Genomic DNA, 26498 nt, shown 5'->3' with positions numbered 1-26498 from the left:
ATAAATGACCGCTACGTACGTTGCTCGACAACCTATCTTAAACCGTAACAAGAACACGCTTGGTTATGAGCTGTTGTTTCGCGACGGAGAAAGGAATGCTTATCCAGCGCATATTGAGTCTAACAGAGCAACGTATCGTCTGATTGTTGAGAACTTCTTGTCGGTTGGGCTTAACCCTTCGATCCCTTCTTCACGCTGCTTTATTAACTTCCCGTATCAAAGCCTGATTCGTCGGCTGCCTTTGAGCTTGCCGAAAGACAAGGTGGTGGTTGAGATCCTTGAAACCTGCCAACCGACCGATGAGTTATTAGAAGCCGTTAAAGAGCTCTACCAAGCGGGCTACATGATCGCCCTCGATGACTTTACTTCGACACCAGAATGGGAACGTTTCCTCAGATATACGCATATTGTTAAGCTCGATATCATGCAAATGGGCTTAGATGAAGCGTGTGACTTGGTTAGGGCGCATCAAGGGAAGAAATTTAGCTTTCTTGCTGAACGAGTCGAAACCGAACAAGAATTTCAGCAAGCCAAAGAGGCGGGCTTTAAGTTCTTCCAAGGCTACTTCTTTAGCAAGCCTGAAATCATTAAGACCAAGTACATCAGCCCTGAGCAAGTGATTGCCATGGAGCTGTTCCAAGAAGTGTGTAAGCCGGATGTCGACTTCCAACGTGTCGAGAGCATCGTCGCGAAGGATGTTGCTCTGTCTTATAAGCTGCTGCGCTTTGTAAACACCATGTCGCCTCGTCTTGAGGTAACTATCTCGTCATTTCGTCAGGCCTTGGTGTATCTGGGGCAAGAGAAGCTGAAAATGTTTGTTTCGCTGGCGGTGGCGTCTTATGTCTCTGATAAAAAGCCGAAAGAGCTATATGGCTTGTCTTTACAGCGAGCACAGTTTTGTCAGCGTATGTCTCGCTATCAAGCGTTTGAAGGGCACACTGAGCAAGCCTTTATGATCGGTTTGTTTTCGTTGTTGGACGCACTGCTTGACCTGTCACTAGAAAACCTCGTAGAGCAATTACCGCTGTGTAAAAGTATTAAGGTTGCTTTGCTGCGCAGAGAAGGGCCTTATGGCACCTTATTAGCACTTGAAGAGAGCTTTGAACACGCTGACTGGCAGCAGATTGATGAACACTGTGCCGACTTAGGTTTAAGTGTGGAGCAGGTAAGAACGGAGCTCACCGAAGCTCGACGTTGGAGCCATACCGTTACCAATCAGCTCTGATTCCCTTTCGTTAAACTTTTATGACAATTGAAACGCACGCCTTGACGTGCGTTTTTTTATAACTAACATATACGCATATCCATATATGAGTATGTAGTTATGCTTCCTCACCAATTTTTTAAATTACTGTCTGATGAAACGCGAGTGCGTTGCTTAATGTTGATTGTGCGCCAAGAGTGCCTTTCTGTTGGTGAGTTGACTCAGGCATTACAAGAAAGTCAGCCAAAGGTTTCTCGCCACCTTGCGCAGTTACGCTCAAACGGCATTTTGACTGACATTCGCCAAGGGCAGTGGGTGTTTTACCGCCTGTCACAAGATTTACCGGGTTGGATGCTAAAGTTAATTGATGACCTTATCGCATCGAACTGTTTGAAAACTGAATATCAACAAGACATTGAGCGCCTAGAAGCGATAGCTTCACGCCCTCAATGTTGCGTTTAATTGAATATTTTTAGATTCACCACTAGCTGAGAGAACATACGATGACAGTTAAAGTAGGTATTAATGGTTTTGGCCGTATCGGCCGTCTAGCACTTCGCGCAGCATTCGATTGGGCTGAGCTAGAGTTTGTACAAATTAATGATGTTGCTGGCGACACTGCAACACTGGCGCACCTTTTAGAGTTCGATTCAGTACAAGGTCGTTGGAACCACGAAGTTACGGTTGAAGGCGATGAGATGATCATCAACGGTCAACGCATCAAAACCACCAAAGAGCGCGACATCGATGCGATCGATTGGTCTGGCTGTGATGTGGTTATCGAAGCGACAGGTGTTCACCGTAAGACATCTTTCCTAAATAAATACCTAGATCAGGGCGTGAAGCGTGTTGTGGTGTCGGCGCCAGTGAAAGAAGAAGGCATCGCAAACATCGTTGTTGGTGTGAACGACAACATCTTCGACCCAGCAGTACACAAAATCGTAACCGCAGCGTCTTGTACAACAAACTGTATCGCGCCAGTGGTTAAAGTGATTAACGAGAAGCTTGGTATCGAGAATGCGTCTTTCACGACGATTCACGATCTAACCAACACGCAAACTATTCTAGATGCACCACATAAAGATCTACGTCGTGCACGTGCATGTGGCATGAGCCTTATCCCGACAACAACGGGCAGTGCTAAAGCGATTGTTGAGATCTTCCCTGAGCTTGAAAACCGTATTAACGGCCACGCGGTTCGTGTACCACTAGCGAACGCTTCTCTGACAGATATCATCTTCGAAGTGAAGAAAGATACAACAGCAGAAGAAGTTAACGCGATGCTGAAAGAAGCGTCTGAGAACGAGCTGAAAGGTATTCTTGGCTTTGAAGAGCGTCCACTGGTTTCTATCGATTACAAAGGCGACCAACGCTCAACTATCGTAGATGCACTATCAACCATGTTGGTAGGTAAGCGCATGGTTAAGATCTACGCTTGGTACGACAACGAGATGGGCTACGCGACACGTACGGCAGAGCTAGTACGTACCGTTGGTTTGGCATAATACTCTTCATACTTGAAGCTGCAGCGTTGTTAACTACGTAAGTTCACCGGAGCGCCGGCCGACCTAATCACATAGAGCCCCTATGCTCATAGGGCTGAACTTCATTCCTTTGTAGGGAAAGGTTGCCTAGCTGCAACTCCAATTATTTTGAGTATTGGTTCTATAAGAATTTAAGAGATTACATAATGACACATCCAACATGGCAACTAGATTTAGAAACTGGTGCGTTAGTGCTTACTCCGTGCCCAGGCACTAAGGAAGCTGACCTAGATGCATCTCTAGCCCAACTTAAAACGCAAGGCGTAGAAGCGATTGTGACGGCTTTAGACAGTGAAGAGCTGGCGAGCAAGAATGTTTCTGAGCTAGGTGAGAAAGCGCAAGCACTAGGCATGCAGTGGTTCCAAATCGAAATCGAAGACGATTGTGCACCAGGTGCTGATTTTGCTGCGAAATGGCAAGCCGCGAGCCCTGCGCTACACCAAGTTGTCGATAACGGCGGTAAGGTAGCGATGCACTGCATGGGCGGTTCTGGCCGCACTGGCTTACTGGCTGCACACCTACTGCTAGAGAAGAGTTGGGATCTGAGCAAGGTTGTTCAAGAGGTTCAGGCGCTTCGTCCAGGTGCTTTTACTAAACCTATTCAGGTTGAGTATATCAACGGCGTAGCTTCTGCGTAACTCTTCATACTTGAACCTGCAGCGTTGTTAACTGCGCAAGTTCACCGGAGCGCCGGCCGCCCTAATCACATAGAACACCTATGCTCATAGGGCTGAACTTGCTTGTTGCCTAGCTGCAACTCCAATTATTTTGAGTATAAGTTAAGTGGAAAGTAAGAATTAGAGCTTTTGGACACCTATGATCTAAAAGCTCTTTTTGTTTAGATTGCAGAGATAGCGTTATGTTTTCAAATCTAAGTAAGAGTGTTCGCCAATACATGTTGGTGACTTTCAACTACTGGAATTTCACCATTACTGATGGTGCACTTCGTATGCTGGTGGTCCTGTATTTCTACGACCTTGGCTACAGTTCGTTAGAGATCGCCTCACTGTTCCTTTTCTATGAATTCTTTGGTGTGGTGACTAACCTAATCGGTGGTTGGTTGGGCGCGCGTCTTGGTCTCAATAAGACCATGAATATCGGCTTAGGTATGCAAGTCTTCGCCTTGGGTATGCTCGCATTACCATCGGCCATGTTGACTATTCCTTGGGTGATGGCGGCGCAGGCACTGTCTGGTATCGCTAAAGATCTCAATAAGATGAGCGCCAAGAGCTCAATCAAAACCTTGGTACCCGATGAACAGCAAGGTGCGCTGTATAAGTGGATTGCGATTCTGACAGGCTCTAAGAATGCGCTTAAGGGTGCGGGTTTCTTTATTGGTGGTTTGTTGCTTTCGACGATTGGCTTCCAATATGCAGTACTTGCGATGGCCGCTGTACTGACCTTGGTCTTCATTGGCAGTGTGCTGAGCTTAGAAGCGGACATGGGTAAGGCGAAGACCAAGCCTAAGTTCAAACAGATCTTCTCTAAATCTGAATCCATCAACATCCTGTCTGCGGCGCGTATGTTCCTGTTTGGTGCTCGTGACGTGTGGTTTGTGATTGCTCTGCCAATCTATCTGGGCAGCGTATTTGGTTGGGACCACTCATGGGTGGGTGGCTTCCTAGCGGCTTGGACCATCGCTTACGGCTTCGTACAGGGCATTGCACCTAAGATTACGGGTAAGGCGCAAGGCAAGGTTCCAGATGGTCATGCGGCTTTATTATGGGCGGGTGCTCTGGCTATCGTGACAGGCGCTATCGCTTATGCGGTTCAAATAGGTTGGCAACCAGAGTTAGTAATCATTGGTGGTTTGATGGTGTTTGGTGCCATCTTCGCGGTGAACTCATCCCTTCACTCATACTTGATTGTGAGCTACGCGAAAGGCGATGGTGTATCGCTTGATGTTGGCTTCTATTACATGGCGAATGCAATGGGCCGCTTGATTGGCACAATCTTGTCAGGCTTAGTATTCCAAATGGGCGGCTTGTCTGCGTGTTTGTGGGTATCGTTCGCATTCTTAGCAATCACAACGGTGATCTCTTTGCGTTTACCTAAGGTGCCGCAAACATCTGCCGCATAGGCCTCATTCGTAAGGGCGGAAGTTGCAACTGCTCATTCGTATAAGATTAATTCGCGATATGCTTCTCCTTTAACAATAAGCTGACTTGGTATTTATTCCGGTCAGCTTTTTTATTGCTATAGTAGAATGATTGAATATTAATCAGGCATTTACATGAAGCAGCGAATTCTCTTTTTTGATTTAGCACGATGTGTCGCGGCCGTAGCGGTTATCGCGATTCATGTTTTGGCGCCTTATCGCAACGAACTAGGAACGATTCCTTTCGGCGAATGGTTAACAGCAATCACCGTCAATGGCTTCAGCCGCTGGGCGGTGCCTGTCTTTATATTGATAACCGGCGCCTTGATGCTAAGCGATCAGCGCCCATTTGATGCTAAGTACTACCTCAAGCGACGCCTAGGTAAGGTATTGATACCTTTCATCGTCTGGTCGCTTTTCTATACCTACCTATCGGGTTGGTCTGCGATGGGTTTTGATGCCGATGTCAGTTGGGATGTGTTGCTCAATAGCTATCATCACTACACCTACTACCACCTAGGTTTCTTCTATTACTTTATCCCGCTCTACTTTGTGATTCCTTTCTTACAGATCATGGTCAGAAAGTATGGCGACAAAGCTGTTTACGGTTTCACAGCGGTGTGGTTGTTCACGACGTTGCTGTTCTTACTAAGAATCGATGGCCCATGGAGTCATGAGTTATGGCTTTACACTGGCTACTTGCCACTGGGTTACCTGTTGTACAAGAAAGTGCCGCTTAACAAGTTCACCGTTGGTGTGAGCGCAGGACTCGGTGCGCTGGCGTTGTTAACTACCGTTTATATGGTGGTTGATGCGAGTCTAATCGCCGAGGAGTACACGGTTGGCCGTTGGTTATCATACAAGACGCTGAATACCGTATTAGCAGCTAGCATGGTGTTTATGCTGTGTCGTTACTACGGAGAAGGATTATCTGAGAAAGGTAACCAAGTGGTTGGCTTTATCAGTAAGCACAGCTTAGGTATCTACCTGCTGCATCCTATCTTCTTGTGGCCGATGAAAGAGTTTGGTTGGTACCAAGGGCACCCTGCGTGGGTTATCCCATTGTGGATTGTGATCAGTGGTGCTGGTGCGCTGTGGATGAGCTGGATGGTCTCTAAATCTGAGAAAACGCGCTGGTTATTGCCTTAGTCGTTAATACTAAGGCCATTAGTTATTATCGCTGATGGTCGGTTTTTATGAATCGTTGAAGCGGCTTACGATTAGCGCTTCAACGCAAAGTGTAAGAACTTATCGCCTTGGTAGGTTAAGGTTCCTTTATCACCAGGATTAAGTGCGTGGAAATAGTGGATTCCGACTTGGAATTCTCGTTTCGGACCAACCATACCGCGTTGAACGTAAATCCAGTATTCTTGATCTTCTTGACCGGGTTCTGCGTCAGGAAGGTCGATGGACTGTTTATCTAATACCGTCACGTTCACTTTCTTTTCTGGTGCGTTCTCGCCCTGCATATGTTTTCGATAAAAAACAAGAAAACCCCAGGCCGCTAGACCTGCGAGTGCAAAGATGGCAAAAAAGAGTGAGTTAGGCATATAACCTCCATGTAGTCGTGATGGTTATTCTAGTCTTTCGGGCAATAGGGATATGTGTTTAAAGCCGCTATTCGTGAACTGCTGTAAGCAAAGCTGATTATTTTTCGGCTGATATCACATTTAATGGCCAGTTTGGGATAAAGCATTGTTATTTATTGTCTCTTTCTCACGTAAATAGCGATGATTTTGTATAAGAATAAGGAAATGCTCGACTAGAATTATAGTGTGGAGTGGGAGGCCAAGATGACCGACATTGAAAAAGTGGTGACAAGAACTCGCAATATAGAAAAATTATTGAGACTTCAATATCACGCTGAAGGCGAAGGATTGCACGAGCTTGTGACAAGCTGTGAAGAAAGGCTACCGCACGATATGGTAAGTAAGCTGCGTTATATCGCAACGTGTCGTAACAAGGTAGTGAATGAGCATGATGCTCAGTTGGAAGACCAGCATAAATTCATCATGATGTGTAACGATTGTGAGAAGGAGCTGACTCCACGAAGCGGTCGTTTTATCTGGCGTGTTGCGATCTTATTGATGATGGCAATGACTTTAGCCGCAGCGGGTTTCTACTATGCGAACTGGGATGTGTTAACACTGCATCTGTTTTCGAAGTGAAAAATTTGAACAAAAAAAGGGACGCTCATGGCGTCCCTTTTTTTATTTGTAACTTGCTTAGTACATCATCGGTAGTGTCATTAGACCTACAACTACCGCGATCATTACAAGTCCTTGTCTTTGCGAAGATGAAATCATAACACTACTCCTAAATTTGGTTGTCTCTCGCTATGTTTTAAAGAATAGCCCACTTATAGGATTAGATCAAGAATTACTTTCGAAAGCCTTAAAAGTGGTAGAAAACTATTGGATATTGGCTTGTTTGGGGGTGTTTAACTGTGTTTTTTGGTGTGTTCTTATTTTGTTCGTTGTGATTCATGTTTGTCCTTATTTGATTTAAGTTGCTGTTTTATAATGGTTGTTATGTGTAATTTATATTGTTAAAGGTTGTTAAACTGTATTAATGGGGGCTGGTGGCTTCTGGGTTAGATTTGGTTTTGTTTGTGCATTTTTGTCTTGCTTTTGGTGGCTGATTTGACAAGGAGCTAGGAAAATTCTGACAAAAAGGAGCTGAATTAACGCAAGTTACTTACTTTACAAAGCTAGATATGTTTGAGGTTTTTAATTCCTTTTTAATTTTCATTTTTAATATTTAAGTTTATGTATTTATTGGTTTTTAATGTTGGTTTTTCTAATTTTAAAGTGTGATTTTTGGCTGTTTTTGATGGATTTTTGCGATTTGGCTAGGTTAGAAATGACCAAAATGAAAAGCTGGACGCTGTAAGGTGCTTTTCGATGGGTTTAACGAAGAATCGCTCTAGTTTTAAACGAATCATCGTTATCTCCGCGTAATTGTCATGGCTTCAACCGAAAGAGGCTCTTTTTAGTGGAAGCGTAATCAAGATCCAATTTTGAAAGGCTTAGGCTTTACATCAACACTCGTGTGCCTAGACTGGCGACGATTTAAAGCAATAGGGCAAGTGGTATGTGGAGTTGGTTAGCGGTTTCCTTATCTGGTATCGGAGCAATAGCAGGAACGAAACATGGACATATCGGTCAGGCCTTGTCGTATAAAGTATTTACCTTTGTATTATTAGCGACTATTGCTTTAACTCAGTCGGTTGTGGCTGACTTTACCTATTGGATAGTCGCGGGGTTGGCTATCTCTGCGATCGCAGATGTGCTTCATACACTCACTCAAAAACGTCCTCTGCATTTTGTCTGCTTCTTAGTAGCTCAACTCTGTTACAGCAAAGCTTTTTGGTTACAACTATCAGGAGAAATGGTTTGGTGGTTGTTCGCGCTGTTATTAGCGGCCTGCATTGTTGCTTTCTTTTTGCTGCTGCCACGCTTAGACAAACTCGTCTTTCCTGTGGTCATCATGGGCATTGTGCTTATTCAGTTAGCATGGGCTTCTGGTGAGGTTTGGCTGCTGGATCCTCAGTTATCACACGCGGTCGGTTTTGCTGGCTGTAGCGTGCTGCTCCTTTCGGCCTTAGCTTATGCGCTAAACAGTTACCGCAGCCCAATCAAGGGCGCTTACTTTTGGGTAACGGGCAGTTACTTTCTCGCACACGCACTCATCGTCGCCTCTATTACTATTTAGGGTAGAGCTCTCTCAAGCCTGAGCTACATCAAAACGACGTTGCTAAAACTCGGTACTCTACGTGTAATTCATTAAACATGAGATTGAGTTATGACGACTGAAATTCACGCACACAACGTTTTAAACCTGCTTAGTGAAAAGCCACTGACTCGCGAAGAGCTAACATTAGCGCTTGCTCAAACCTATGGCGAAGAAGCTCGCTTCCATACTTGTAAGCTCAATGGTCTGGATTTAGATAGCCTGTTGAAGTTTTTCTTGAAGATGGAAAAGGTTGTCGTTGTCGATGATAAGCTTTGCACTAACCGCGAACGTGTGTGTAATCACTAACTCTTAGTGGCTTGGTTTATTCGTGAATAGAGAGTGGGTGCATGTTTCGGCTCCACTCTTTTTATTACCTTTCAATCTGCTTTTGCCAATTTTCCGTCTTATAACATTCCCCTTTAAAAGCATCAGTTAACCTGCTTATCACTGCGTTCGAAAATCAATGTTGAGGCTGCTATACTCCGCGCACTTACGCTTTTCGAGACAAACTTATGGAAATCTTATCTGCAGCAACCATGCTGTTTCTTATCATGGACCCGCTTGGCAACCTGCCAATCGTGCTCTCTATCCTTAAGCATATTGACCCGAAGCGTCGCCGTATTGTTTTGATTCGTGAGCTGATGTTCGCACTGGTTATCTTGTTGCTGTTCTTGTTTGCAGGTCAAAGCATCATGAACTTCCTGCATGTACAGCCTGAAACCTTGAGTATCTCTGGTGGTATCATTCTGTTTATCATCGCGATTAAGATGATTTTCCCAAGCGCAGGCAGCATTACAGGCCTAGCGGCAGGTGAAGAGCCGTTTATTGTGCCGATGGCGATCCCTATGATTGCAGGTCCGTCAGTGATTGCTGCACTGATTCTGCTGTCGACACAGCATCCAGACAACATGTTAGAGCTTTCAGCCGCTGTGATGCTGGCATGGGGCGCTACCTTCTTTATCCTGATGTTTAATGGCTTCTTCTTGCGAGTACTAGGTGAGAGAGGGCTTAAAGCCATTGAGCGCTTGATGGGCTTGTTACTTGTTATGCTATCGACTCAAATGTTCTTGGATGGTGTGAAGGGCTACATGGGCTAGTGTTGCTACCATTACTCAATAAAAAAAACGCCGCTCTACTGAGCGGCGTTCTTGTATCTGTATTTTCGGTTTTTATTTCGATTACATCATGTGCTTACGACGGATATCGAGTAGGGCAAAGACTCCGAAAATCAATATTGACCATTTCTCCCAGCGTGACATCTCGATCTTATCGCCAAAGGCACCGATAAAGATCAGCATCTGTAGGCCGTGCATGAAGAACAAGAATGCGGTCATGATATAAAGCGCAATCGCCGCATTACCCGGGAACGGGTAGAAAATATTGGCGATTAAGATAAACCAAACAAAGGCGATGGCTGCTTTTGCTAGTGGAAGCAAGAACTTCATTCAATAACTCCTATTCTTCAGTGATTCGATTAAACAGTCGGTAGCTCGACTGGCCGGTGGTCTTATCGCGATGTAATTCCCAGTTTTCTGGCATCGCTTCGAGTTTCAGCTCTTTCTCTGTCTCGACGTAAATGATGGCATCATCTGCAAGCCAGCCATTGCTCTCAAGCAGTTCTACTGTCTCTGCTAATAAGCCTTTACGAAATGGAGGATCAAGGAAAACCATATCGTAAGGGGTGCCTGGCTTCTTAAGGAAAGAGATAGCATCAGTATTTACCACATTGATGTTGTCCGCTTTGAGCTCTTTAGCATTATCAGAAAGCTGTTTAGCGGCCTTTTGATTCATTTCGAGCAGCGTCACCATTTTTGCTTGGCGAGAAGCTGCTTCAAAACCTAAACCACCAGAACCTGCGAATACGTCTAAGCAGGTCGAATTTGGGATATCTTGTGCCACCCAGTTAAAGAGGGTCTCTTTTACTCGGTCAATGGTTGGGCGTAAGCCTTCTAAATCATGAACAGGTAGTTTTCTGCCTCTCCATGAGCCACTAATAATTCGAACAAAGCCACCGGATGGCTTTTTTTGTGATGTGTTTTGCTGGCGACGTCTTACCATAGATTTTTTGACCGCTAATAAAGTGATACTATACCGAGCCCAATTTAAGTTGGTTCGAGTATTAAATAAATTTGCAATGACAAAGTGTATCAAGCTAAAAGCAAACTTATCACTGCTTTGTCATTTTTCTTTACTATTCGTTTGTACAAGCTTGTATTGTATAACAATAGCAAAGAGTCGACGTGCATTAAGTCAATACAGTTAATTAGTAGATCTAGGAAACTCCTCGGATGACGGAAAAAAAGAAGCGCGGATTATTATCGTGGCTTGGTTTTGGTGAAGAAGAACAAAGCCCAAAAACTCAGAATGAAGCGAACGTAGAAAACGTTGAAGATCAAACTGAAGTTGAATCACAAGTCGAGGCTGAACAGGCCGCGTCTGAAGCTGAAGTAATTAAATCAACTGATGCTAAGTCAGTTGAATCTGAGCCTGCAGAATCAGAGCAAGCGCTTGAAGAGGCTCAACAAGAACAGCAACCTGTCCCAGCAGAAGCAGAAGCAGAAGCAGAAGCAGAAGCAGAAGCAGAACAGGAAGAAGTCGTTGCTCCTAAAGCTCAAGTTGAAGAAGTTCAAGATAAGCCGACAGAAAGCTTCTTTGCTCGCCTTAAGCGTAGTCTAAGCCGTACTAAAGCAAACATTGGTGCGGGCTTCTTTGGCTTGTTCAAAGGTAAGCAAATCGATGAAGATTTGTTTGAAGAGCTAGAAGAGCAGTTGCTGATCGCTGACGTGGGTATGAATACTACCGTTAAGATCATTGAAAACCTGACAGAAAAAGCATCTCGCAATGACCTAAAAGACGGTGAAGCGCTTTATGGTCTGCTCAAAGATGAGATGGCGGATATCCTAAGCCAAGTTGAACAACCATTAGTTGTTGATACGACTAAAACACCTTACGTTATCTTAATGGTTGGCGTGAACGGTGTAGGTAAGACAACGACTATCGGTAAGCTGGCGAAACAATTCCAAAATGAAGGCAAGAAAGTGATGTTGGCGGCGGGTGATACCTTCCGTGCAGCAGCCGTTGAGCAACTTCAGGTTTGGGGTCAGCGTAACGATGTTCCTGTTATCGCTCAGCATACAGGTGCGGACAGTGCGTCAGTTATCTACGATGCGATTGAAGCGGCGAAAGCACGTGGCGTTGATGTAGTGATTGCCGATACAGCCGGTCGTTTGCAGAACAAGAGCAACCTAATGGAAGAGTTGCGTAAGATTGTTCGCGTAATGAAGAAGATTGATGACTCTGCACCACACGAAATCATGCTAACGCTTGACGCAGGTACAGGTCAGAACGCTATCAGCCAAGCAAAACTATTCAGTGAAGTTGCACCGGTAACGGGTATTACGCTAACTAAGCTTGATGGTACGGCGAAAGGTGGTGTGATTTTCTCAATTGCAGACCAGTTCCAGATTCCAATTCGTTACATTGGTGTTGGTGAAGGCATTGACGACTTACGTCCATTCGAGTCAAAAGACTTTATTGAAGCGCTATTTAGCCGCGAAGAGTAACGCGAGTAGCAAAGTGGTTTATCCTTAACCTGCTACCGTTTTAAATTTGATATTAGTGATCGTAAGAGGAATTTTCGGTGATCAAATTTCAGCAAGTGAGTAAAGCCTACCGAGGCGGACGCCAAGCGCTCCAAAAAGTGGACTTTCACCTCAAACGTGGAGAGATGGCATTTTTAGGCGGGCACTCCGGTGCTGGTAAAAGTACCTTGCTGAAGTTGATCTGCGCGATAGAGCGTCCAACCGATGGACGTGTCTGGTTCAACGATCACGACATCACACGTATCCCAGCTAAAGACATCCCGTTTTTACGCCGTAATATCGGGATTGTCTTTCAAGACCATCGCCTGCTGATGGATCGCTCGATCTTCGATAACGTTGCTCTGCCTATGCGTATTGAATCTATTTCTGAAAACGAAATAAAGCGCCGAGTGAGTGCTGCGTTGGATAAAACTGGCTTACTCGACAAAGCCCGTTGTTTACCAAGCCAACTTTCTGGTGGTGAACAGCAACGCGTGGGTATTGCTCGCGCTGTGGTGAACCGTCCAACTCTACTTTTAGCGGATGAACCGACGGGTAACTTAGATCCTGAATTATCTAACCGCGTATTGCGACTGTTTGAAGAGTTTAACCGTGCCGGTGTGACGATCATCCTAGCGACGCACGATATCGGGTTAGTGAACACTCGCCCTCAATATCGTCATCTTGAATTAAACCAAGGCTTTTTGAGTGAGGTTGAAGACTATGGCCGCTAATAAGCGCATCAAGAAACCTCAATCTAATCGAGCAGCAAGCCGCGCTTCAAGTGATGGCTTCTTTGTTGTGCATTGGAAACAAGCCAAGTCATCGTTCTCGCAGATGTGGCAGCGCCCGCTGGGTAATTTGCTGACCCTTGCGGTGATCTCAATGGCGTTGGCGATGCCTGCGTGTTTGTACCTATTGGGTAAAAACGTGGGTGAAGTGGCGCAAGATGTCACAAGCCCGTCACAAATTAGTGCTTATGTAGAGGATGGCATTCCTGAGCCTAGGGTAATGGTGCTCAAGGATGAAATTGAAAGTTGGGAGCAAGTTGAGCTGGTGGAATACATTTCACCGCAGCAAGGACTTGCCGATCTCAGCCAGTATTCTGGTTTCGAAGATGCCCTAACTATCCTAGACGACTATTCACTGCCTGGTGTGTTGGTGATTACGCCAAGCGTACACAGTGATACTCAAATTAAAGAACTCGCTGGTACTGTTAAAAAGCAAGAGCTCGTCACTGATGTTCGCCTAGACGAAGATTGGTTGGCTAGACTAGACGCTATCAAAGCGTTAGCAGCCGTCATCGTGATTACCTTAACGGTATTGATGCTAGGCGCAGTATTTTTGATTATCGGTAATACATTGCGATTTAATGTATTGGCGCATAAAGAAGAGATTCAAACCATGAAGCTGATTGGTGCCACCGACAGCTACATTCTTCGCCCATACCTCTATGCAGGGATGTGGTTTGGTGTTTTAGGTTCGATTAGCGCTTGGGTAATGACGGCATTGATTACCGTATTACTGAATAGCGCTGTGGATGACTTGGCTCAGTTGTATGACAGCCACTTCCGCTTAATTGGCCTGAGCTGGGATGAATCTTTACTGCTTTTGATCGTCGGAACCCTGCTTGGTAGTGTGGCTGCGAAGCTTTCTGCACAGCGTCACCTAAAAGAAATTGAACCAGTTTAGGTGAATAGAGTCATATTTAGACGAAAAATAGGCACTTCTTAACCAGTTTTTGCCTTGTATAGACGAATTGATTATGCATAATTACTTCCCCCTCCTTGAAACCTGTTCATTTTAGGTTCAAGATTGTCGGGTTTTAATAGATGTATTACTCCAGATCAGAGATTGATGAGGAACCGAATGGCAAACCAAGCGTATCAAATGGCTTTAGTCACACAAGATAGTTTAGATAGCTATATCCGCTCAGCGAACAGCTACCCAATGCTGACGCCTGAAGAGGAACGTGGACTTGCAGAGCGATTACATTACAAAGGTGAGATCGACGCTGCGAAAGGCTTGATCCTTTCTCACTTACGATTCGTGGTGCACGTTGCAAGAGGCTACTCTGGCTACGGGCTGCCAATGGCTGATCTCGTCCAAGAAGGTAACATCGGCTTGATGAAGGCTGTTAAGCGCTTCAACCCAGAAGTTGGTGTTCGATTGGTTTCTTTCGCAGTTCACTGGATCAAAGCTGAAATTCATGAATACGTGCTGCGTAACTGGCGCATCGTTAAAATTGCGACAACTAAGGCACAGCGTAAACTGTTCTTTAACCTTCGTAAGTCTAAAAAGCGTTTAGGTTGGTTTAATAACGGTGAAGTTGAGACGGTTGCTCGTGAGCTAGGTGTTGAGCCTTCTGAAGTTCGTGAAATGGAATCTCGCTTAGCGGCACAAGACGCGACGTTTGAAGCGCCTATGGACGATGACGACGGCGGTTCTGCTTACACAGCTCCAGTTTACTACCTAGAAGATAAAGCATCAGACGTTGCTGAAACGGTTGAAGCGGCTAACTGGGAGTCACACACCAATAATCGCCTAGGATTAGCACTAGCAAGCTTAGACGAGCGTAGCCAACACATTGTTCGCTCACGTTGGTTAGATGACAACAAAGCAACGCTACAAGACTTAGCGGATACCTACAGCATTTCTGCAGAGCGTGTTCGCCAATTAGAAAAGAATGCGATGAAGAAACTGAAACAAGCCGTTGGTGATTTCTAATAGCATTTAGTTCCTAATAATATTTGGTTTCTAATAGTAGCTAGCAAATAACTGAATTTTGAAAAGGCCGAGATCGAGAGATCTCGGCCTTTTTGTTTTGGATCGATTTCTCAAGTTTTGCGATCGAAATTTGCAAAATGATTTTGTGGATAACTCTGTGAGAAGTTTATTCGTCAGCTGTCTAAAAGCAGGGTGTAGTAAGGCTTTGAACGGGTTTTTCGAGTGGGGATATGTTTTAGTTAACCCACAGTTAGATCAGGATCATTACTACATGTTGTGGATCTATTTTTGAAAAGGCACTTTATTCACGCAATTCACAGATTTATCCACACATGGTGTAAAAGTGATCGCTGGTGGATAACCTTATTAAGTGGATGTGATTGTTAGCCTTGGGATAGGTTACAATGGCAGCAAAGTAAATCAGTATAAAAAAGAGAAAGTCATGGACCAGTTTAAACATATCGACGTTAAAGGTGCTCAAGCCCTCATTGAACAAGGCGACGCTCGACTTGTCGATATACGTGACCCGCAGTCTTTTGCGGTTGCGCACTCAAAAACAGCCTACCATCTTACCAACGATACTATGGTGTCGTTCATGGATGAGGTTGAGTTCGAGCAACCTATCTTGGTGATGTGTTACCACGGTATTAGTAGCCAAGGTGCTGCACAATATTTAGTGAACCAAGGCTTTGAAGAGGTATATAGTGTAGATGGCGGTTTCGAAGCTTGGCACCGTGCTGAACTTCCTGTGATTGCTGGTTAATTACCTTTAAGCTTCAAGCATTTCTCATAGCATGAATAGGAAGTACCAATGATTAGATTGATGGTGTTAGACAACCCACGTCTTGCTCAAGCATTTATTGATTATATGGCGTCTCGTCAGATCCCTATTCAGATGTCTCCTGAGGGGGAAGGGCGTTTTGCGCTTTGGCTTATTGATGGTCAATTTCAGGTTGAAACCGAAGCTGAGCTCAATCGCTTCTTGTCGGAACCTAATCATAAGCGCTATCAAGCGGCGTCTTGGGACATGGCTGAGACCAGAAAGAGTAACTTTCATTATCACACACCAAGTTTCATGGGCATGATAAAAGCCAAAGCTGGCCCTGTGACACTCAGTATCATGTTGGTATGTGTGGTGATTTTTGCTCTGCAGCAGATAGGTTTCGGGCAGGCGATTTTTAATGCCTTACATTTCCCAGCGGTTGATGGACAGCAATGGCAATTGTGGCGTTGGCTCAGTCACGCTGTTTTGCATTTCTCGGTTATGCACATCGCATTCAACATCTTGTGGTGGTGGCAACTGGGCGGAGATATTGAGAAAAAGTTAGGTGGCCTTAAGTTACTGCAGATCTTTGCTGTCTCTTCTGCGCTTTCTGGCGCGGGTCAGTATTGGGTTGAAGGTGCGAACTTCGGTGGCTTATCTGGGGTTGTGTATGCCTTGGTTGGCTACCTATGGGTAGTTGGCGCCAAAGCACCGCAACTTGGTTTGGGTATCCCAAGGCAGATCGTCGGCTTTATGTTGGTGTGGTTGGTACTTGGGTATATGCAGCCGTTCATGGCTATCGCTAATACCGCTCACTTAGCAGGTTTGGTCGCAGGTGTGATTATCGGCTTTGTAGATTCAATGAAAGCGCCAAAATCGGCAACAAGCTAGCGCGTTAGTTACCGAGAATTGATAGATACAAAAAAAGCGGCCAGATGAGCCGCTTTTTTATTGGGATTTGTTTTTACATTATTACTGATAAAGGTATTTGGTAAACAGTAAGTCAGCAATCAGGGTTTTGCCCGTCTCAGGCAGCAGAATCTTGTTGAGGTGTTCAACCAAGGTCTTTCTCAAATCTTCACGGCCAGACAGAGATTTAATCGTTTCTTCGTTTTGTTTACCAAGCAATTCAATCACGGCATCGCGAATTAATGGTTGGTGGTGCTCAATGGCAGCTAGGTCATTGCTGTTCGCAACCATGATATCGAGGCGAACCTGAATGTAGCCCAGTTTTTTACCTTTAGTGTAAAAATTGGTGGTTAGGTCTGGCTCTAGCGTGAAGTAGGCTAGTTTAGGTGCCGATTCCTCTTCAGCGAAACTTGATGCTGAAAAGAGTAGGGTAATCGCAAGAATTATTTGGGCTACATAACGTTTGTGCATATTTGTGACTTTTCTTTAGTTTATTCGCGATATTCGAAACGCATTAGTCTTGTTACAATGAGCGGTCTAAATCTAAATACGTTTACAATTCGAAGAACGCTTTAATTTTGTTCGAAAGTTGAAGCTTTATTGTACGTGTAAAGTCACCTATTGAATACTAGTATGAATCAGCCAATATCGCTGTATCTTAATTCGTTAATGAATGTAGATTGGCAAAGTACAGAAACATTTGATTTTCCTAATGAAACCACCAAAGAGTGGCTTATGGAGCAAGGTTCTCTTTCCCGCAAGTTGGGCAAGAGCTGTCAGCACCTGTCTGTTGAGTTGCTTCATAATCAAGTTGTAGAACGCTCAAGGCTACAACAAGACGAGGAACATCTTTTATCATCGTTTGATTGCTTACTGCGTAAAGTGATTTTAAAGGGTGATGGCGAACCGTGGGTGTTAGGTCGAACCTTGATTCCCCGAGTTACGCTAGAAGATCAGCATTCCGACCTTTCTCAACAAGGTAATGTCCCGCTTGGATTAACCGTTTTCAGTGCTGAGAACGTGGAGCGAGATGCGCTGCAAGTCGGTTGGGTTATCGCAGGCGATGAGCGATTGCTCGCACGTCGTTCTCGATTATGGATGAACCATAAACCGATGCTTGTGGCAGAACTGTTTTTACCAACATCCCCCATTTACTCTAAGGAGAGTGTGTAAATGCTTGCCACCAAAGCGAAGGCGTATTGGCAATTAACGCGAATGAATCGCCCGATTGGTACCCTATTACTTCTTTGGCCTACGTTATGGTCGCTGATTATCGCCGCACAAGGCATGCCGGACTTGGATGTCTTGGTTGTTTTCGTACTCGGCGTGGTACTGATGCGTTCAGCTGGCTGTGTGATCAATGATTTTGCCGATCGCAAAGTTGATGGACACGTTAAACGCACCAAGCAGCGTCCATTACCTTCAGGTTTGGTTTCCAGTAAAGAAGCGATAATCTTATTTTTAGTACTAGCTGTGGTTTCATTCTTGTTGGTACTCACTATGAACCCGCTAACCATCAAGCTCTCTTTTATCGGCGTTGGCTTAGCGTTCATTTACCCTTTCATGAAGCGTTTTACACACCTTCCACAGTTGTTCCTTGGATTAGCGTTTAGCTGGGCAATTCCAATGGCATGGGCAGCACAAACCAATGAACTACCAAGTGTGGTCTGGTTTATCTTTGTTATTAATGCGCTGTGGACGATTGCTTACGATACGCAATATGCGATGGTTGACCGAGACGATGATCTTAAGATCGGTATCAAGTCGACGGCTATTTTATTCGGGCGCTTTGATAAGTTGATTGTTGGCTTCTTACAGCTTGTGACATTGGCGATGCTGATTGCGTTGGGTATGCATTACCAACTGGGTGATACCTTCTATTGGGCATTGTTAGTGGCAGGTAGCTTATTTGTATACCAACAACACCTGATGCGTCATCGTGACCGCGACTTATGTTTCCAAGCCTTTCTAAACAACAACTACGTTGGAATGGCAGTTACCGTTGGCTTGTTTATTACCTTCTGGTAAATAGCAATTAAAGCTAAAGAGAACAAAAATAAAAAGGCACCCATTGGGTGCCTTTTTTGATCGTTTCAGTCTAGCGATTAAAGCGAGCTAGCCAAGTGATTACTCTACTTGGTGGATACTCTCTTGAATCGTCAAGCGAACTTCTGGGTACAGCATTGAGTAAAGAAGCTTAGCGAATTGCTGAGTCTTTTCTAAATCGCAGTTACCATCGTTATCTAAGTACTGTTGCTGTTTAAGCGTTGCAAACATCGATGCGAACACACCTTTGTCGAAGAACTCCGGCGCATTGATACCTTGTAGGCGACCAAGACGCTGTGCAATGTCTTGGCTCTTTTGCTCAAGATCAGACTTATCCAGTTCAGGGTTTTCTGCCAATAGGTTGAGAGCAATAGAGTAGCGCTGTAGCGTTTCTGAGATCGTACGACCTAGTAGCATCAATGCTTGGCTGTTCGACTGGTTGATGGTGACTTCGTTGTCCGACACCATCAGCATGCCTTGGCTAACGAGCTCATCAATGATGTTCGCAACCACAGTCTCAAGCTGGTCTTCGTCGTAGCTTAAGAACAACTCTTTCTTCAAGAACGGGTAGATAGCTGCAACGTTCTCTTGAATTGTGTCAATTGATAAACCGCGCTGACGGATGGTCATTTGTGCAATTAACGACGGCAGAGCAAACAAGTGAATGATGTTGTTACGGTAGTAAGTCATCAGAATCGATTGGTGACGATCAAGTGAAATGATGTCGCCCATAGAATCTGATTCAATCAAGAACTTGTTCAGTGATTCCGCATGTTTTACCAATTCTTCAGCGCTGTCTTTTGGTACCGTGAACGTATCTGAGTAAGGCACATTCTTAAGTAGAGACAGGTAGCAGTTGATTTGAGAAACCAAAGAGTCACGAGACAATGCACGCTGGCGTGATGCAAGCAGAGCAGTTGCACACAGTGTCAGTGCGTTGGTCGCGGCCGCATCATTAATGTGCGTCATCATCTTGGTGGCTAGATCATTTACCACAGGAGCCATCCATTGTGGTTTGCTGGTACCCATTGGGTCGATGTCTTTGGTCCACTCTGGTGAGTGTTCGTTCAGATATTGGTTTAGCTGAATTGGCTCACCGAAGTTCACGTAGCCTTTACCAAAGTTACGCAGCTTACGGATTGTGCGAATCACTAGGCTCGCGTTTTCTTTCTCTTTACGCTTGCCACGCAACTCTTTCGCGTAAGTGGCTACTTCCATTACGTGCTCGTAACCGATGTACACAGGAACGAGTGTGACTGGGCGGTTCATGCCACGCAGCATTGCTTGGATTGTCATCGCTAGCATGCCGGTTTTAGCTTGTAGCAAACGACCAGTACGAGAACGGCCACCTTCGCTGAAGTACTCGACCGAGTAACCTTTAGCAAACAGTTCTGCTAGATACTCACGGAAAATCGTCGAGTACAGTTTGTTGCCTTTGAAGCTACGACGAATAAAGAACGCGCCACCGTGACGGAAAATAGGACCGGCAGGGAAGAAGTTCAGGTTGATACCTGCAGCGATGTGCGGAGGTACCATGCCTTCGTGGTAAAGCACGTAAGACAGCAGCAAGTAGTCCATGTGGCTACGGTGACAAGGGACATAAACGATCTCGTGACCATCTTGCGCCAGTTTACGAACCGTTGAAGCGTTACTGATGTGCAGGCCTTGGTACAGTTTGTTCCATAGCCAGCCAAGAATCTTCTCACCACGCTTGATTAGCGAGTAAGAGAAGTTCGCAGCGATCTCGTCCATGATGTCTTGAGCTTCTTTGCTCGCTTTTTCGATCGAGATGTTCTTTGATTTCGCTTCGTCTTCAATCGCCTTCTTGATCGCTTCTGATTTTAGTAGTCGATCGAACAGTGCTTGGCGGCTTGGCAGGTTAGGGCCAGAGGCTGCAAGTTTTTGACGAGAGAAGTGGATTCGAGCTACACGCGCCAGTTTGTGTGCGATGGTGCTGTCAGTACCGTGTGAGTTAGCCATGTAACGTAGAGAAACCACTGGGCTGAAGCGTACTAGACAGTCGCGACCTGCAAGTAATACCGCCTTAGACTTCTCCAAGCCGTTCATTGCTTGTAGGTAAGGTTTCTGGTTATTCTCTTTACCAGGCTTACGTCCCCACAGCACAGTGGCTGGGATAACTTGAACATCGAGTTCTGAATCTTCGGCATGCAGTGAAAGCAGCTCAGAGAAAACTTCAATAGAAGAGCTTGGTACATAATCATCGTCTTGCAGCAGTGTTTTGCGAGAAGAGATAAAAACGTAGCGTTGCAGTGATTTGCCACTTATTTCAAGCTTGCTTAATGGATCAGGTAAGCCTAATTCCAGCGCATGCTTTTGTAGCGTCAGCAGATCGACACTTGAGCGAAACGGTAAGGCGTATACAATCGGTTTGCCTAAATCAATGTTCAAATCCTCAACTGGGTTTGAAGGGATTGATGTGCCTTTTACCAAAACGGATAAAGGTAGCTTCATTAATGAACGTGAAAAAGATTGTCCAGAAGACATATAGGTTCACTGCCTCAATAGTTATTTCAATGTGCTTAAGCGTATCTCTATTTCTATGATGAAAAGGATAAAACCTATGAGTGAAATAGGGATAGGCCTAGGCGTAAATTTAATCGATGCAAGAATACCAGAAACTGGTCTAACCTTTTAATGGAAATAGTCATATTGCCGTTAAGTTTGTGGAAAATCATTCATCGACTGATTGAGTATAGGGTTAAAAATGGCGAAAAAATCAAACACCGGATTCAAACGCATCGTGAAAGCGGCGGGCTTTTCATGGCAAGGCATCACGAGTTCGTTTAAAAACGAAGCCGCATTTCGACAAGAAGTGTTTATGGCAGCGGTGCTTATTCCGTTGGCGTTTTACCTAGACGTGAGCCAAGTAGAGCGAATCTTGATGATCTCGTCGGTTGTGTTGGTGATGGTTGTTGAATTGATTAATACCGCGATAGAAGCGGTCGTTGATCGAATTGGCAGCGAACATCATGAGTTATCTGGGATGGCGAAAGATGTCGGTTCAGCGGCTGTTTTCATCTGTTTGGCGCTCGCGGGTTATGTGTGGTTAGAGATCTTGTTTTTGTAATTCGTTAAAAATGAACTAAAAACAACCAATTGCTTTGCTTTTGTGCAGTTACTGGATATACTCACAGTCAACTGTATAAAAAGACAGGTGAATCATGAAGCCGTTAACGCCCCGCCAGCAACAAGTCTTTGACCTTATCAAAGGTAAGATCGAAGATTCCGGTATGCCACCGACACGTGCAGAAATCGCGCGTGAACTAGGCTTCCGTTCTGCTAATGCTGCAGAAGAACATTTGAAAGCTCTTGCTCGTAAAGAAGCGATTGAGATTATCCCGGGTGCGTCTCGCGGTATTCGTATTTTGCTTGAAGATGCAGCAAACGAAGAGCAAGGTTTACCATTAATCGGTCAGGTTGCCGCTGGTGAGCCTATTCTGGCTCAAGAGCATGTAGAAATGCATTACCAAGTTGACCCTGGCATGTTTAAACCACAGGCTGACTTCCTACTTCGCGTAAATGGCGAAAGTATGAAAGACATCGGTATTATGGATGGTGATTTACTGGCTGTTCATAAAACTCAAGATGTTCGCGATGGTCAGGTTGTCGTAGCGCGTGTCGATGATGATGTAACGGTAAAACGCCTAGAACGTAAAGGTTCAACAGTGCTGTTACATGCTGAAAATGAAGAGTTTTCTCCAATCCATGTCGATCTTGAATCTCAACACTTGTCTATTGAAGGCCTTGCTGTTGGTATCATTCGTAACACCGACTGGATGTAGTCATTACAAATAGCTTATTGATATTTATTCTCAATAACTTGTTATTGCAATTGATATTCATTATCATCTTCTTTGTCGAGATACAAGGAAGATGATGATGCCAAACCCAACAAAACCTCAAATAAAGCCGCTTACTCGTAAGCCGCGCGCCTCTGATCAAAGGGCTTCTTCTGATCAAGGGTCTGCTCATCAAGAATTTCAAGTTCCGACGAATCTCGTTCAACATCTTTGGTTTCGCAGCCGCGAAAGCCTCGCCGACGATGGCTTAGTTTATGACCCTATTGCAGCTCAAGCCTGCAAGCGTTGCCAACTCGCACCTGAATGCCTTACTGGTGAACTCGACCAACAACAACTCCTTTACGCGACACTGACTCAACTTTGTGATTCTCAAGTTCAACAGTTTTTATCTCATAACCCAGATGCTTGGATTATTAACGTGGGAGCAGGGCTCGATACCCGTTTCTACCGTTTAGATAATGGTCGCTGTCATTGGGTTGAGCTAGATGTAACCGAGAACCTGCTTTGGCGACAACGCTTGTTCCACAAAAATGAACGCTATCGTTTGGAGTGTGGCTCTGTTGACGACTTAACTTGGTTAGATGAACTTAATATCCCAGAGCAAGCATCGGTGATGGTGGTGTGTGAACATGCTCTGCTTGATTGCAATGAACAGCAGACCGCGCACTTTATTCAGTCTCTGAGCCGTTACTTTACTCATGCGCATGCGTGCTTAGTATTAGCGGGTGATAAAAGCTCAAGCACTTTAGGCAAAAAGCTTGGTTCTGGTGACTATGCTCATGGCTTATCTTCCCCAGTTGATAGTATTCTAAATTGGTTACCTTGGACGCAATGGGTAAAAGCCTTTTCTCCACTAGATCAGCAATGTAATCGTTGGAAATTATGGCAGCGATTATTGTGCAAGATCTCTCAGGTCAAAAAGCGTTTAACGCCACAATTGGTGTTGGTTAAATGGTAGTGCCAGCAATTTAGCTTGTACATCACCAAAGCCCACCTTGCCATAAGCAAAAACCTCGCAACATAGTGAAAGCCCACTCACTAGGTTAAACTATCGCCTCTAACCGAAGAGGTGATCGTGAAGCTATTTAATCCCCAAACTATTTTTCAAACGCTATCCAATCAGGCGATGCACAAGCAAGTGCTGTTGCTCGCGATCCCGATGGTACTTTCCAATATTACCGTTCCACTTCTTGGTTTAGTTGATGCCGCAGTTATCGGTCACCTAGAACATTCTTGGTATCTCGGTGGTGTGGCATTAGGTGGCACCATGATCAGCGTAACCTTTTGGCTGCTCGGTTTTTTGCGTATGTCGACAACTGGGCTCGCAGCACAATCTTATGGTGCAGACGATGGCAAGCAGCTTGGCTTAGTCTTCGTGCAGGGTGTGACCATGGCCTTAGGGTTTGCTGGTGTCTTCTTACTCTTGCATAGCTTGGTTGCGGATCTGGTTTTCTCTTTGAGTAGTGCCAGTGATCAAGTGAAACACTTTGGTCAGCAGTATTTCTCAATCCGAGCATGGAGTGCACCTGCTGCACTGACTAATTTCGTGATTTTGGGTTGGCTACTTGGAACTCAGAATGCCAAAGCGCCAATGTGGATGGTGATTATTACCAATATCACCAACATCGTTTTGGATATCGTATTTGTTATTGGTCTTGGGTGGCAGGTTGAAGGTGCCGCGTTGGCATCAGTAATGGCCGATTATGCAGGCTTAACGTTTGGCTTAATCTGCGTTTATCGAATCTGGATTAAGAGACAACTTCCTTCACCGTGGGATTTGCTTAAGAAAACAAGTCAAGGTTTGAGCCGCTTCGTAAAATTGAATCGCGATATCTTTCTCCGTTCATTATGTCTACAAGCTACTTTTACTTTTATGACTTTCCAAGGTGCAAGCTTTGGTGATGATGTCGTGGCCGCAAATGCAGTGTTGATGAGCTTCTTGATGATTATCTCTTATGGGATGGATGGCTTCGCCTACGCGATGGAAGCCATGGTGGGTAAAGCGATTGGTGCGAAAGATAAAGACGAATTAAACCAATCATTGATTGGCACCTTTTTCTGGAGCTTCAATATTTGCTTGGTGCTCACTATCGTGTTCGCGATTGCAGGGTCTAGTTTGATTAATATGATCACCACAATCCCTGACGTTAAGAGCCAAGCGGAAGTGTATCTGCCATGGCTGATAGCGATGCCGCTGGTTTCTATGTGGTGCTTCTTATTGGATGGTATTTTTGTTGGAGCCACTAAAGGCAAAGATATGCGCAATAGCATGTTCGTGGCGACCTGCAGTTTCTTCGCTATTTCCTACTTAGCATCAGGTTTAGATAACCATGCACTGTGGCTAGCGATGCTGAGCTTTATGGCAATGCGCGGAATTGGTCTTGGTGTGTTGTTTGTTTCTCAGTGGAAGAAGGGTGAGTTCCTCGCTTAGCTTACTTAATTAGCTCAGTTCAGGGAGCAACAAATAGAGGCTGTACAGCTAAAGGGGTATTTAGAACATCATGATCTAATTACTATCATTATCATGTTATTCAGTATCTTAAATAAAAACAGCAAGCTCATGGCTTGCTGTTTATGTATTTGGCCTATGGGTGGTCAAATACTCCTGTTGGTTACTTATTTAGAACAAACGGTTAAGTCCGTTAAGTGCTGCAACACGATAAGCTTCAGCCATCGTTGGATAGTTAAAGGTGGTATTTACAAAGTACTCGATGGTATTTGCTTCACCTTTTTGTTCCATAATTGCTTGGCCGATATGGATGATTTCAGCAGCACGTTCACCAAACACGTGGATACCCAAAATCTCTTTGGTTTCACGGTGGAATAGGATCTTCAAGCTACCAATATCTTTACCTGCGATTTGAGCACGAGCTAAGTGTTTGAATGAAGAACGTCCCACTTCATAAGGTACTTTCGCAGCCGTTAGTTCTTGCTCGGTTTTACCAACAGAACTGATCTCAGGGATGGTGTAAATACCGGTTGGTATGTCTTCAATAAGGTGGCGTTCAGCTTCACCTTTGACAATCGCTTGTGCAACGAATCGACCTTGGTCATAAGCCGCACTCGCTAGGCTAGGGTAGCCAATCACATCACCTACCGCATAAACATGGTCAACATTGGTTTGGTAATTGGTGTTTACAGATACTTGTCCACGAGAATCCGCTTCTAAGCCAACCGCACCAAGGTTCAGCTTATCGGTATTACCGGTTCGGCCATTAGCATACAGTAGGCAATCAGCACGCATTTTTTTGCCTGATTCTAGGTGAATAATCACACCATCGTCCGTGCCTTCGATTTTCTCAAAGGTTTCGTCGTTACGAATCACTACACCGCTGTTCCAGAAGTGGTAAGAAAGCGCATCAGAGGTTTCATTGTCTAGGAATGACAGTAGGCGGTCTCGAGTATTGATGAGATCGGTTTTGACACCTAAACCGCGGAAGATAGACGCGTACTCACAACCGATAACGCCAGCACCATAAATGATGATGTGTTGAGGGTCGTGTTTAAGAGAAAGAATTGAGTCACTGTCGTAAACACGCTCGTGTAAGAAGTCCACGTTGTCTGGTTGGTAAGGGCGAGAGCCTGTCGCAATAACAAACTTGTCTGCACTGTAATGTTCTTCAGTGCCATCGCTTTGCATTACCGAGACTGTGTTGGTATCGATAAAACGTGCAGTACCAAATACCAGCGTGCACTGGTTGCGGTCGTAGAAGCCTTGACGTAATCGAGTTTGCTTATCGATGACTGATTTCGCATGACCCAAAATATTAGAGAACGTCGAGTGAATGCTTTTATTGTTCTGACAAAACAGTGGGTTGTTATTGAATTCAATAATACGGCTTACGGCATGACGCAGTGCTTTGGAAGGAATGGTTCCCCAGTGGGTACAACCACCACCAACGCTGCTCTCTTTTTCAATGATTGCAACGTTCAACCCGGCTTTGGTTAATCCCATCGCTGCCCCTTCGCCTCCGGGGCCACTACCAATTACGATTACATCAAAGTGGTTGGAGTGTGGCATAGATATCTTCCTTGTTATATTTGATTAACATTGCTTTAGCGAGATTTTA

At 44.9% G+C, this 26498-nt stretch carries 28 protein-coding genes; 22 read left to right on the top strand and 6 right to left on the bottom strand.

What is annotated here, in order from left to right:
* The first annotated feature begins 4 nt into the window (after positions 1 to 4).
* The 6 genes from OCV12_RS15560 (at position 5) to OCV12_RS15535 (ending at position 5995) form a co-directional block, all read left to right on the top strand.
* Positions 5 to 1225, top strand: coding sequence for an EAL and HDOD domain-containing protein (locus tag OCV12_RS15560; RefSeq protein ID WP_132764891.1), 1221 nt, complete (start codon positions 5 to 7; stop codon positions 1223 to 1225).
* Positions 1226 to 1324: 99 nt separating this feature from the next.
* Positions 1325 to 1666 carry a metalloregulator ArsR/SmtB family transcription factor gene (locus OCV12_RS15555; protein ID WP_261884997.1) on the top strand — a complete coding sequence of 114 codons (342 nt, stop codon included), beginning with the start codon at positions 1325 to 1327 and terminating at the stop codon, positions 1664 to 1666.
* Positions 1667 to 1707: 41 nt separating this feature from the next.
* Positions 1708 to 2709, top strand: a complete 1002-nt coding sequence (locus OCV12_RS15550) for an ArsJ-associated glyceraldehyde-3-phosphate dehydrogenase (RefSeq protein ID WP_261884996.1) — start codon at positions 1708 to 1710, stop codon at positions 2707 to 2709.
* Between the two features lie 185 nt (positions 2710 to 2894).
* Complete coding sequence (locus OCV12_RS15545) at positions 2895 to 3386, top strand: cyclin-dependent kinase inhibitor 3 family protein (RefSeq protein WP_261884995.1); 492 nt, start codon at positions 2895 to 2897, stop codon at positions 3384 to 3386.
* 221 nt (positions 3387 to 3607) lie between these two features.
* Positions 3608 to 4828, top strand: coding sequence for an organoarsenical effux MFS transporter ArsJ (arsJ, locus tag OCV12_RS15540; protein ID WP_137002211.1), 1221 nt, complete (start codon positions 3608 to 3610; stop codon positions 4826 to 4828).
* 153 nt (positions 4829 to 4981) lie between these two features.
* Positions 4982 to 5995, top strand: coding sequence for an acyltransferase (locus OCV12_RS15535; RefSeq protein WP_137002210.1), 1014 nt, complete (start codon positions 4982 to 4984; stop codon positions 5993 to 5995).
* Between the two features lie 71 nt (positions 5996 to 6066).
* Here the strand turns inward: OCV12_RS15535 and OCV12_RS15530 are convergent, their stop codons facing one another.
* Positions 6067 to 6396: a DUF2500 domain-containing protein gene (locus tag OCV12_RS15530; RefSeq protein ID WP_132764908.1), complete on the bottom strand. Its 330-nt coding sequence runs from the start codon at positions 6394 to 6396 to the stop codon at positions 6067 to 6069.
* A 243-nt stretch (positions 6397 to 6639) separates the two neighbouring features.
* On the opposite strand from OCV12_RS15530, the gene OCV12_RS15525 reads away from it, so the two are divergent.
* The 4 genes from OCV12_RS15525 to OCV12_RS15510 all read left to right on the top strand — a co-directional run bounded on the left by OCV12_RS15525 (position 6640) and on the right by OCV12_RS15510 (position 9678).
* Entirely contained in the window at positions 6640 to 7014 is a 375-nt protein-coding gene (locus OCV12_RS15525) for a hypothetical protein (RefSeq protein ID WP_017633159.1), read from the top strand.
* A 925-nt stretch (positions 7015 to 7939) separates the two neighbouring features.
* Complete coding sequence (locus tag OCV12_RS15520) at positions 7940 to 8560, top strand: lysoplasmalogenase (RefSeq protein ID WP_137002209.1); 621 nt, start codon at positions 7940 to 7942, stop codon at positions 8558 to 8560.
* A 90-nt stretch (positions 8561 to 8650) separates the two neighbouring features.
* On the top strand, positions 8651 to 8887 hold the full coding sequence (locus tag OCV12_RS15515; RefSeq protein WP_017066763.1) for a YecH family metal-binding protein: 237 nt from the start codon (positions 8651 to 8653) through the stop codon (positions 8885 to 8887).
* Positions 8888 to 9093: 206 nt separating this feature from the next.
* Positions 9094 to 9678: a YhgN family NAAT transporter gene (locus tag OCV12_RS15510; protein WP_017061035.1), complete on the top strand. Its 585-nt coding sequence runs from the start codon at positions 9094 to 9096 to the stop codon at positions 9676 to 9678.
* An 81-nt stretch (positions 9679 to 9759) separates the two neighbouring features.
* Here the strand turns inward: OCV12_RS15510 and OCV12_RS15505 are convergent, their stop codons facing one another.
* Both OCV12_RS15505 and rsmD read right to left on the bottom strand, forming a co-directional pair.
* Positions 9760 to 10026, bottom strand: coding sequence for a DUF1145 domain-containing protein (locus OCV12_RS15505; RefSeq protein WP_009848233.1), 267 nt, complete (start codon positions 10024 to 10026; stop codon positions 9760 to 9762).
* Between the two features lie 10 nt (positions 10027 to 10036).
* Positions 10037 to 10639: a 16S rRNA (guanine(966)-N(2))-methyltransferase RsmD gene (rsmD, locus tag OCV12_RS15500; protein WP_137002208.1), complete on the bottom strand. Its 603-nt coding sequence runs from the start codon at positions 10637 to 10639 to the stop codon at positions 10037 to 10039.
* 230 nt (positions 10640 to 10869) lie between these two features.
* Between rsmD and ftsY the strand changes: the two genes are divergently transcribed.
* The 6 genes from ftsY to glpG all read left to right on the top strand — a co-directional run bounded on the left by ftsY (position 10870) and on the right by glpG (position 16543).
* Entirely contained in the window at positions 10870 to 12144 is a 1275-nt protein-coding gene (gene ftsY, locus OCV12_RS15495; RefSeq protein WP_261884994.1) for a signal recognition particle-docking protein FtsY, read from the top strand.
* A gap of 77 nt (positions 12145 to 12221) precedes the next feature.
* Positions 12222 to 12896 carry a cell division ATP-binding protein FtsE gene (gene ftsE / locus OCV12_RS15490; protein WP_004740528.1) on the top strand — a complete coding sequence of 225 codons (675 nt, stop codon included), beginning with the start codon at positions 12222 to 12224 and terminating at the stop codon, positions 12894 to 12896.
* Positions 12886 to 13854 (top strand): permease-like cell division protein FtsX, encoded by a 969-nt coding sequence (gene ftsX, locus OCV12_RS15485; protein ID WP_137002207.1) that lies wholly within the window; start codon positions 12886 to 12888, stop codon positions 13852 to 13854. The genes ftsE and ftsX overlap by 11 nt, the downstream gene beginning before the upstream one ends.
* Before the next feature lie 177 nt (positions 13855 to 14031).
* Entirely contained in the window at positions 14032 to 14889 is an 858-nt protein-coding gene (gene rpoH, locus OCV12_RS15480) for an RNA polymerase sigma factor RpoH (protein ID WP_017055518.1), read from the top strand.
* Between the two features lie 442 nt (positions 14890 to 15331).
* Complete coding sequence (glpE, locus tag OCV12_RS15475) at positions 15332 to 15652, top strand: thiosulfate sulfurtransferase GlpE (protein ID WP_076651411.1); 321 nt, start codon at positions 15332 to 15334, stop codon at positions 15650 to 15652.
* 48 nt (positions 15653 to 15700) lie between these two features.
* Complete coding sequence (glpG, locus tag OCV12_RS15470; protein WP_261884993.1) at positions 15701 to 16543, top strand: rhomboid family intramembrane serine protease GlpG; 843 nt, start codon at positions 15701 to 15703, stop codon at positions 16541 to 16543.
* 81 nt (positions 16544 to 16624) lie between these two features.
* Here the strand turns inward: glpG and OCV12_RS15465 are convergent, their stop codons facing one another.
* The gene (locus OCV12_RS15465; protein ID WP_017061041.1) at positions 16625 to 17032 is read right to left on the bottom strand and encodes a flagellar basal body-associated protein FliL; all 408 of its coding nucleotides are present in this window, start codon (positions 17030 to 17032) and stop codon (positions 16625 to 16627) included.
* 162 nt (positions 17033 to 17194) lie between these two features.
* On the opposite strand from OCV12_RS15465, the gene OCV12_RS15460 reads away from it, so the two are divergent.
* Both OCV12_RS15460 and ubiA read left to right on the top strand, forming a co-directional pair.
* The gene (locus tag OCV12_RS15460; RefSeq protein ID WP_164913326.1) at positions 17195 to 17734 is read left to right on the top strand and encodes a chorismate lyase; all 540 of its coding nucleotides are present in this window, start codon (positions 17195 to 17197) and stop codon (positions 17732 to 17734) included.
* The gene (ubiA, locus tag OCV12_RS15455) at positions 17735 to 18589 is read left to right on the top strand and encodes a 4-hydroxybenzoate octaprenyltransferase (protein ID WP_132764926.1); all 855 of its coding nucleotides are present in this window, start codon (positions 17735 to 17737) and stop codon (positions 18587 to 18589) included.
* A 99-nt stretch (positions 18590 to 18688) separates the two neighbouring features.
* Here the strand turns inward: ubiA and plsB are convergent, their stop codons facing one another.
* Positions 18689 to 21112, bottom strand: coding sequence for a glycerol-3-phosphate 1-O-acyltransferase PlsB (gene plsB / locus OCV12_RS15450; RefSeq protein WP_176680581.1), 2424 nt, complete (start codon positions 21110 to 21112; stop codon positions 18689 to 18691).
* 220 nt (positions 21113 to 21332) lie between these two features.
* Between plsB and OCV12_RS15445 the strand changes: the two genes are divergently transcribed.
* From OCV12_RS15445 to dinF, 4 genes are all read left to right on the top strand, one after another.
* Complete coding sequence (locus OCV12_RS15445) at positions 21333 to 21695, top strand: diacylglycerol kinase (RefSeq protein ID WP_132788353.1); 363 nt, start codon at positions 21333 to 21335, stop codon at positions 21693 to 21695.
* Between the two features lie 94 nt (positions 21696 to 21789).
* The gene (lexA, locus tag OCV12_RS15440; protein WP_019820514.1) at positions 21790 to 22410 is read left to right on the top strand and encodes a transcriptional repressor LexA; all 621 of its coding nucleotides are present in this window, start codon (positions 21790 to 21792) and stop codon (positions 22408 to 22410) included.
* A gap of 97 nt (positions 22411 to 22507) precedes the next feature.
* The gene (locus OCV12_RS15435) at positions 22508 to 23386 is read left to right on the top strand and encodes a class I SAM-dependent methyltransferase (protein ID WP_017633171.1); all 879 of its coding nucleotides are present in this window, start codon (positions 22508 to 22510) and stop codon (positions 23384 to 23386) included.
* Between the two features lie 117 nt (positions 23387 to 23503).
* A complete protein-coding gene (gene dinF, locus OCV12_RS15430; RefSeq protein WP_261884992.1) occupies positions 23504 to 24859 on the top strand; it encodes an MATE family efflux transporter DinF in 1356 nt (451 codons plus the stop codon).
* A 189-nt stretch (positions 24860 to 25048) separates the two neighbouring features.
* On the opposite strand, the gene sthA is transcribed toward dinF, so the two are convergent.
* Positions 25049 to 26449, bottom strand: coding sequence for a Si-specific NAD(P)(+) transhydrogenase (gene sthA / locus OCV12_RS15425; RefSeq protein ID WP_102478815.1), 1401 nt, complete (start codon positions 26447 to 26449; stop codon positions 25049 to 25051).
* Positions 26450 to 26498: the final 49 nt, after the last annotated feature.

Source organism: Vibrio pomeroyi (assembly GCF_024347595.1).
Lineage (GTDB): Bacteria > Pseudomonadota > Gammaproteobacteria > Enterobacterales > Vibrionaceae > Vibrio > Vibrio pomeroyi.
Note: the sequence above shows the minus strand (reverse complement) of the source record. Positions and strands in the feature narration are given on the sequence as shown.

Excerpts from the sequence above, each read along its gene's own strand:
- OCV12_RS15560 (WP_132764891.1), top strand. The coding sequence starts at position 5 with ATGACCGCTACGTACGTTGCTCGACAACCTATCTTAAACCGTAACAAG.
- OCV12_RS15555 (WP_261884997.1), top strand. The coding sequence starts at position 1,325 with ATGCTTCCTCACCAATTTTTTAAATTACTGTCTGATGAAACGCGAGTG.
- OCV12_RS15550 (WP_261884996.1), top strand. The coding sequence starts at position 1,708 with ATGACAGTTAAAGTAGGTATTAATGGTTTTGGCCGTATCGGCCGTCTA.
- OCV12_RS15545 (WP_261884995.1), top strand. The coding sequence starts at position 2,895 with ATGACACATCCAACATGGCAACTAGATTTAGAAACTGGTGCGTTAGTG.
- arsJ (WP_137002211.1), top strand. The coding sequence starts at position 3,608 with ATGTTTTCAAATCTAAGTAAGAGTGTTCGCCAATACATGTTGGTGACT.
- OCV12_RS15535 (WP_137002210.1), top strand. The coding sequence starts at position 4,982 with ATGAAGCAGCGAATTCTCTTTTTTGATTTAGCACGATGTGTCGCGGCC.
- OCV12_RS15530 (WP_132764908.1), bottom strand. The coding sequence starts at position 6,396 with ATGCCTAACTCACTCTTTTTTGCCATCTTTGCACTCGCAGGTCTAGCG.
- OCV12_RS15525 (WP_017633159.1), top strand. The coding sequence starts at position 6,640 with ATGACCGACATTGAAAAAGTGGTGACAAGAACTCGCAATATAGAAAAA.
- OCV12_RS15520 (WP_137002209.1), top strand. The coding sequence starts at position 7,940 with ATGTGGAGTTGGTTAGCGGTTTCCTTATCTGGTATCGGAGCAATAGCA.
- OCV12_RS15515 (WP_017066763.1), top strand. The coding sequence starts at position 8,651 with ATGACGACTGAAATTCACGCACACAACGTTTTAAACCTGCTTAGTGAA.
- OCV12_RS15510 (WP_017061035.1), top strand. The coding sequence starts at position 9,094 with ATGGAAATCTTATCTGCAGCAACCATGCTGTTTCTTATCATGGACCCG.
- OCV12_RS15505 (WP_009848233.1), bottom strand. The coding sequence starts at position 10,026 with ATGAAGTTCTTGCTTCCACTAGCAAAAGCAGCCATCGCCTTTGTTTGG.
- rsmD (WP_137002208.1), bottom strand. The coding sequence starts at position 10,639 with ATGGTAAGACGTCGCCAGCAAAACACATCACAAAAAAAGCCATCCGGT.
- ftsY (WP_261884994.1), top strand. The coding sequence starts at position 10,870 with ATGACGGAAAAAAAGAAGCGCGGATTATTATCGTGGCTTGGTTTTGGT.
- ftsX (WP_137002207.1), top strand. The coding sequence starts at position 12,886 with ATGGCCGCTAATAAGCGCATCAAGAAACCTCAATCTAATCGAGCAGCA.
- rpoH (WP_017055518.1), top strand. The coding sequence starts at position 14,032 with ATGGCAAACCAAGCGTATCAAATGGCTTTAGTCACACAAGATAGTTTA.
- glpE (WP_076651411.1), top strand. The coding sequence starts at position 15,332 with ATGGACCAGTTTAAACATATCGACGTTAAAGGTGCTCAAGCCCTCATT.
- glpG (WP_261884993.1), top strand. The coding sequence starts at position 15,701 with ATGATTAGATTGATGGTGTTAGACAACCCACGTCTTGCTCAAGCATTT.
- OCV12_RS15465 (WP_017061041.1), bottom strand. The coding sequence starts at position 17,032 with ATGCACAAACGTTATGTAGCCCAAATAATTCTTGCGATTACCCTACTC.
- OCV12_RS15460 (WP_164913326.1), top strand. The coding sequence starts at position 17,195 with ATGAATCAGCCAATATCGCTGTATCTTAATTCGTTAATGAATGTAGAT.
- ubiA (WP_132764926.1), top strand. The coding sequence starts at position 17,735 with ATGCTTGCCACCAAAGCGAAGGCGTATTGGCAATTAACGCGAATGAAT.
- plsB (WP_176680581.1), bottom strand. The coding sequence starts at position 21,112 with ATGTCTTCTGGACAATCTTTTTCACGTTCATTAATGAAGCTACCTTTA.
- OCV12_RS15445 (WP_132788353.1), top strand. The coding sequence starts at position 21,333 with ATGGCGAAAAAATCAAACACCGGATTCAAACGCATCGTGAAAGCGGCG.
- lexA (WP_019820514.1), top strand. The coding sequence starts at position 21,790 with ATGAAGCCGTTAACGCCCCGCCAGCAACAAGTCTTTGACCTTATCAAA.
- OCV12_RS15435 (WP_017633171.1), top strand. The coding sequence starts at position 22,508 with ATGCCAAACCCAACAAAACCTCAAATAAAGCCGCTTACTCGTAAGCCG.
- sthA (WP_102478815.1), bottom strand. The coding sequence starts at position 26,449 with ATGCCACACTCCAACCACTTTGATGTAATCGTAATTGGTAGTGGCCCC.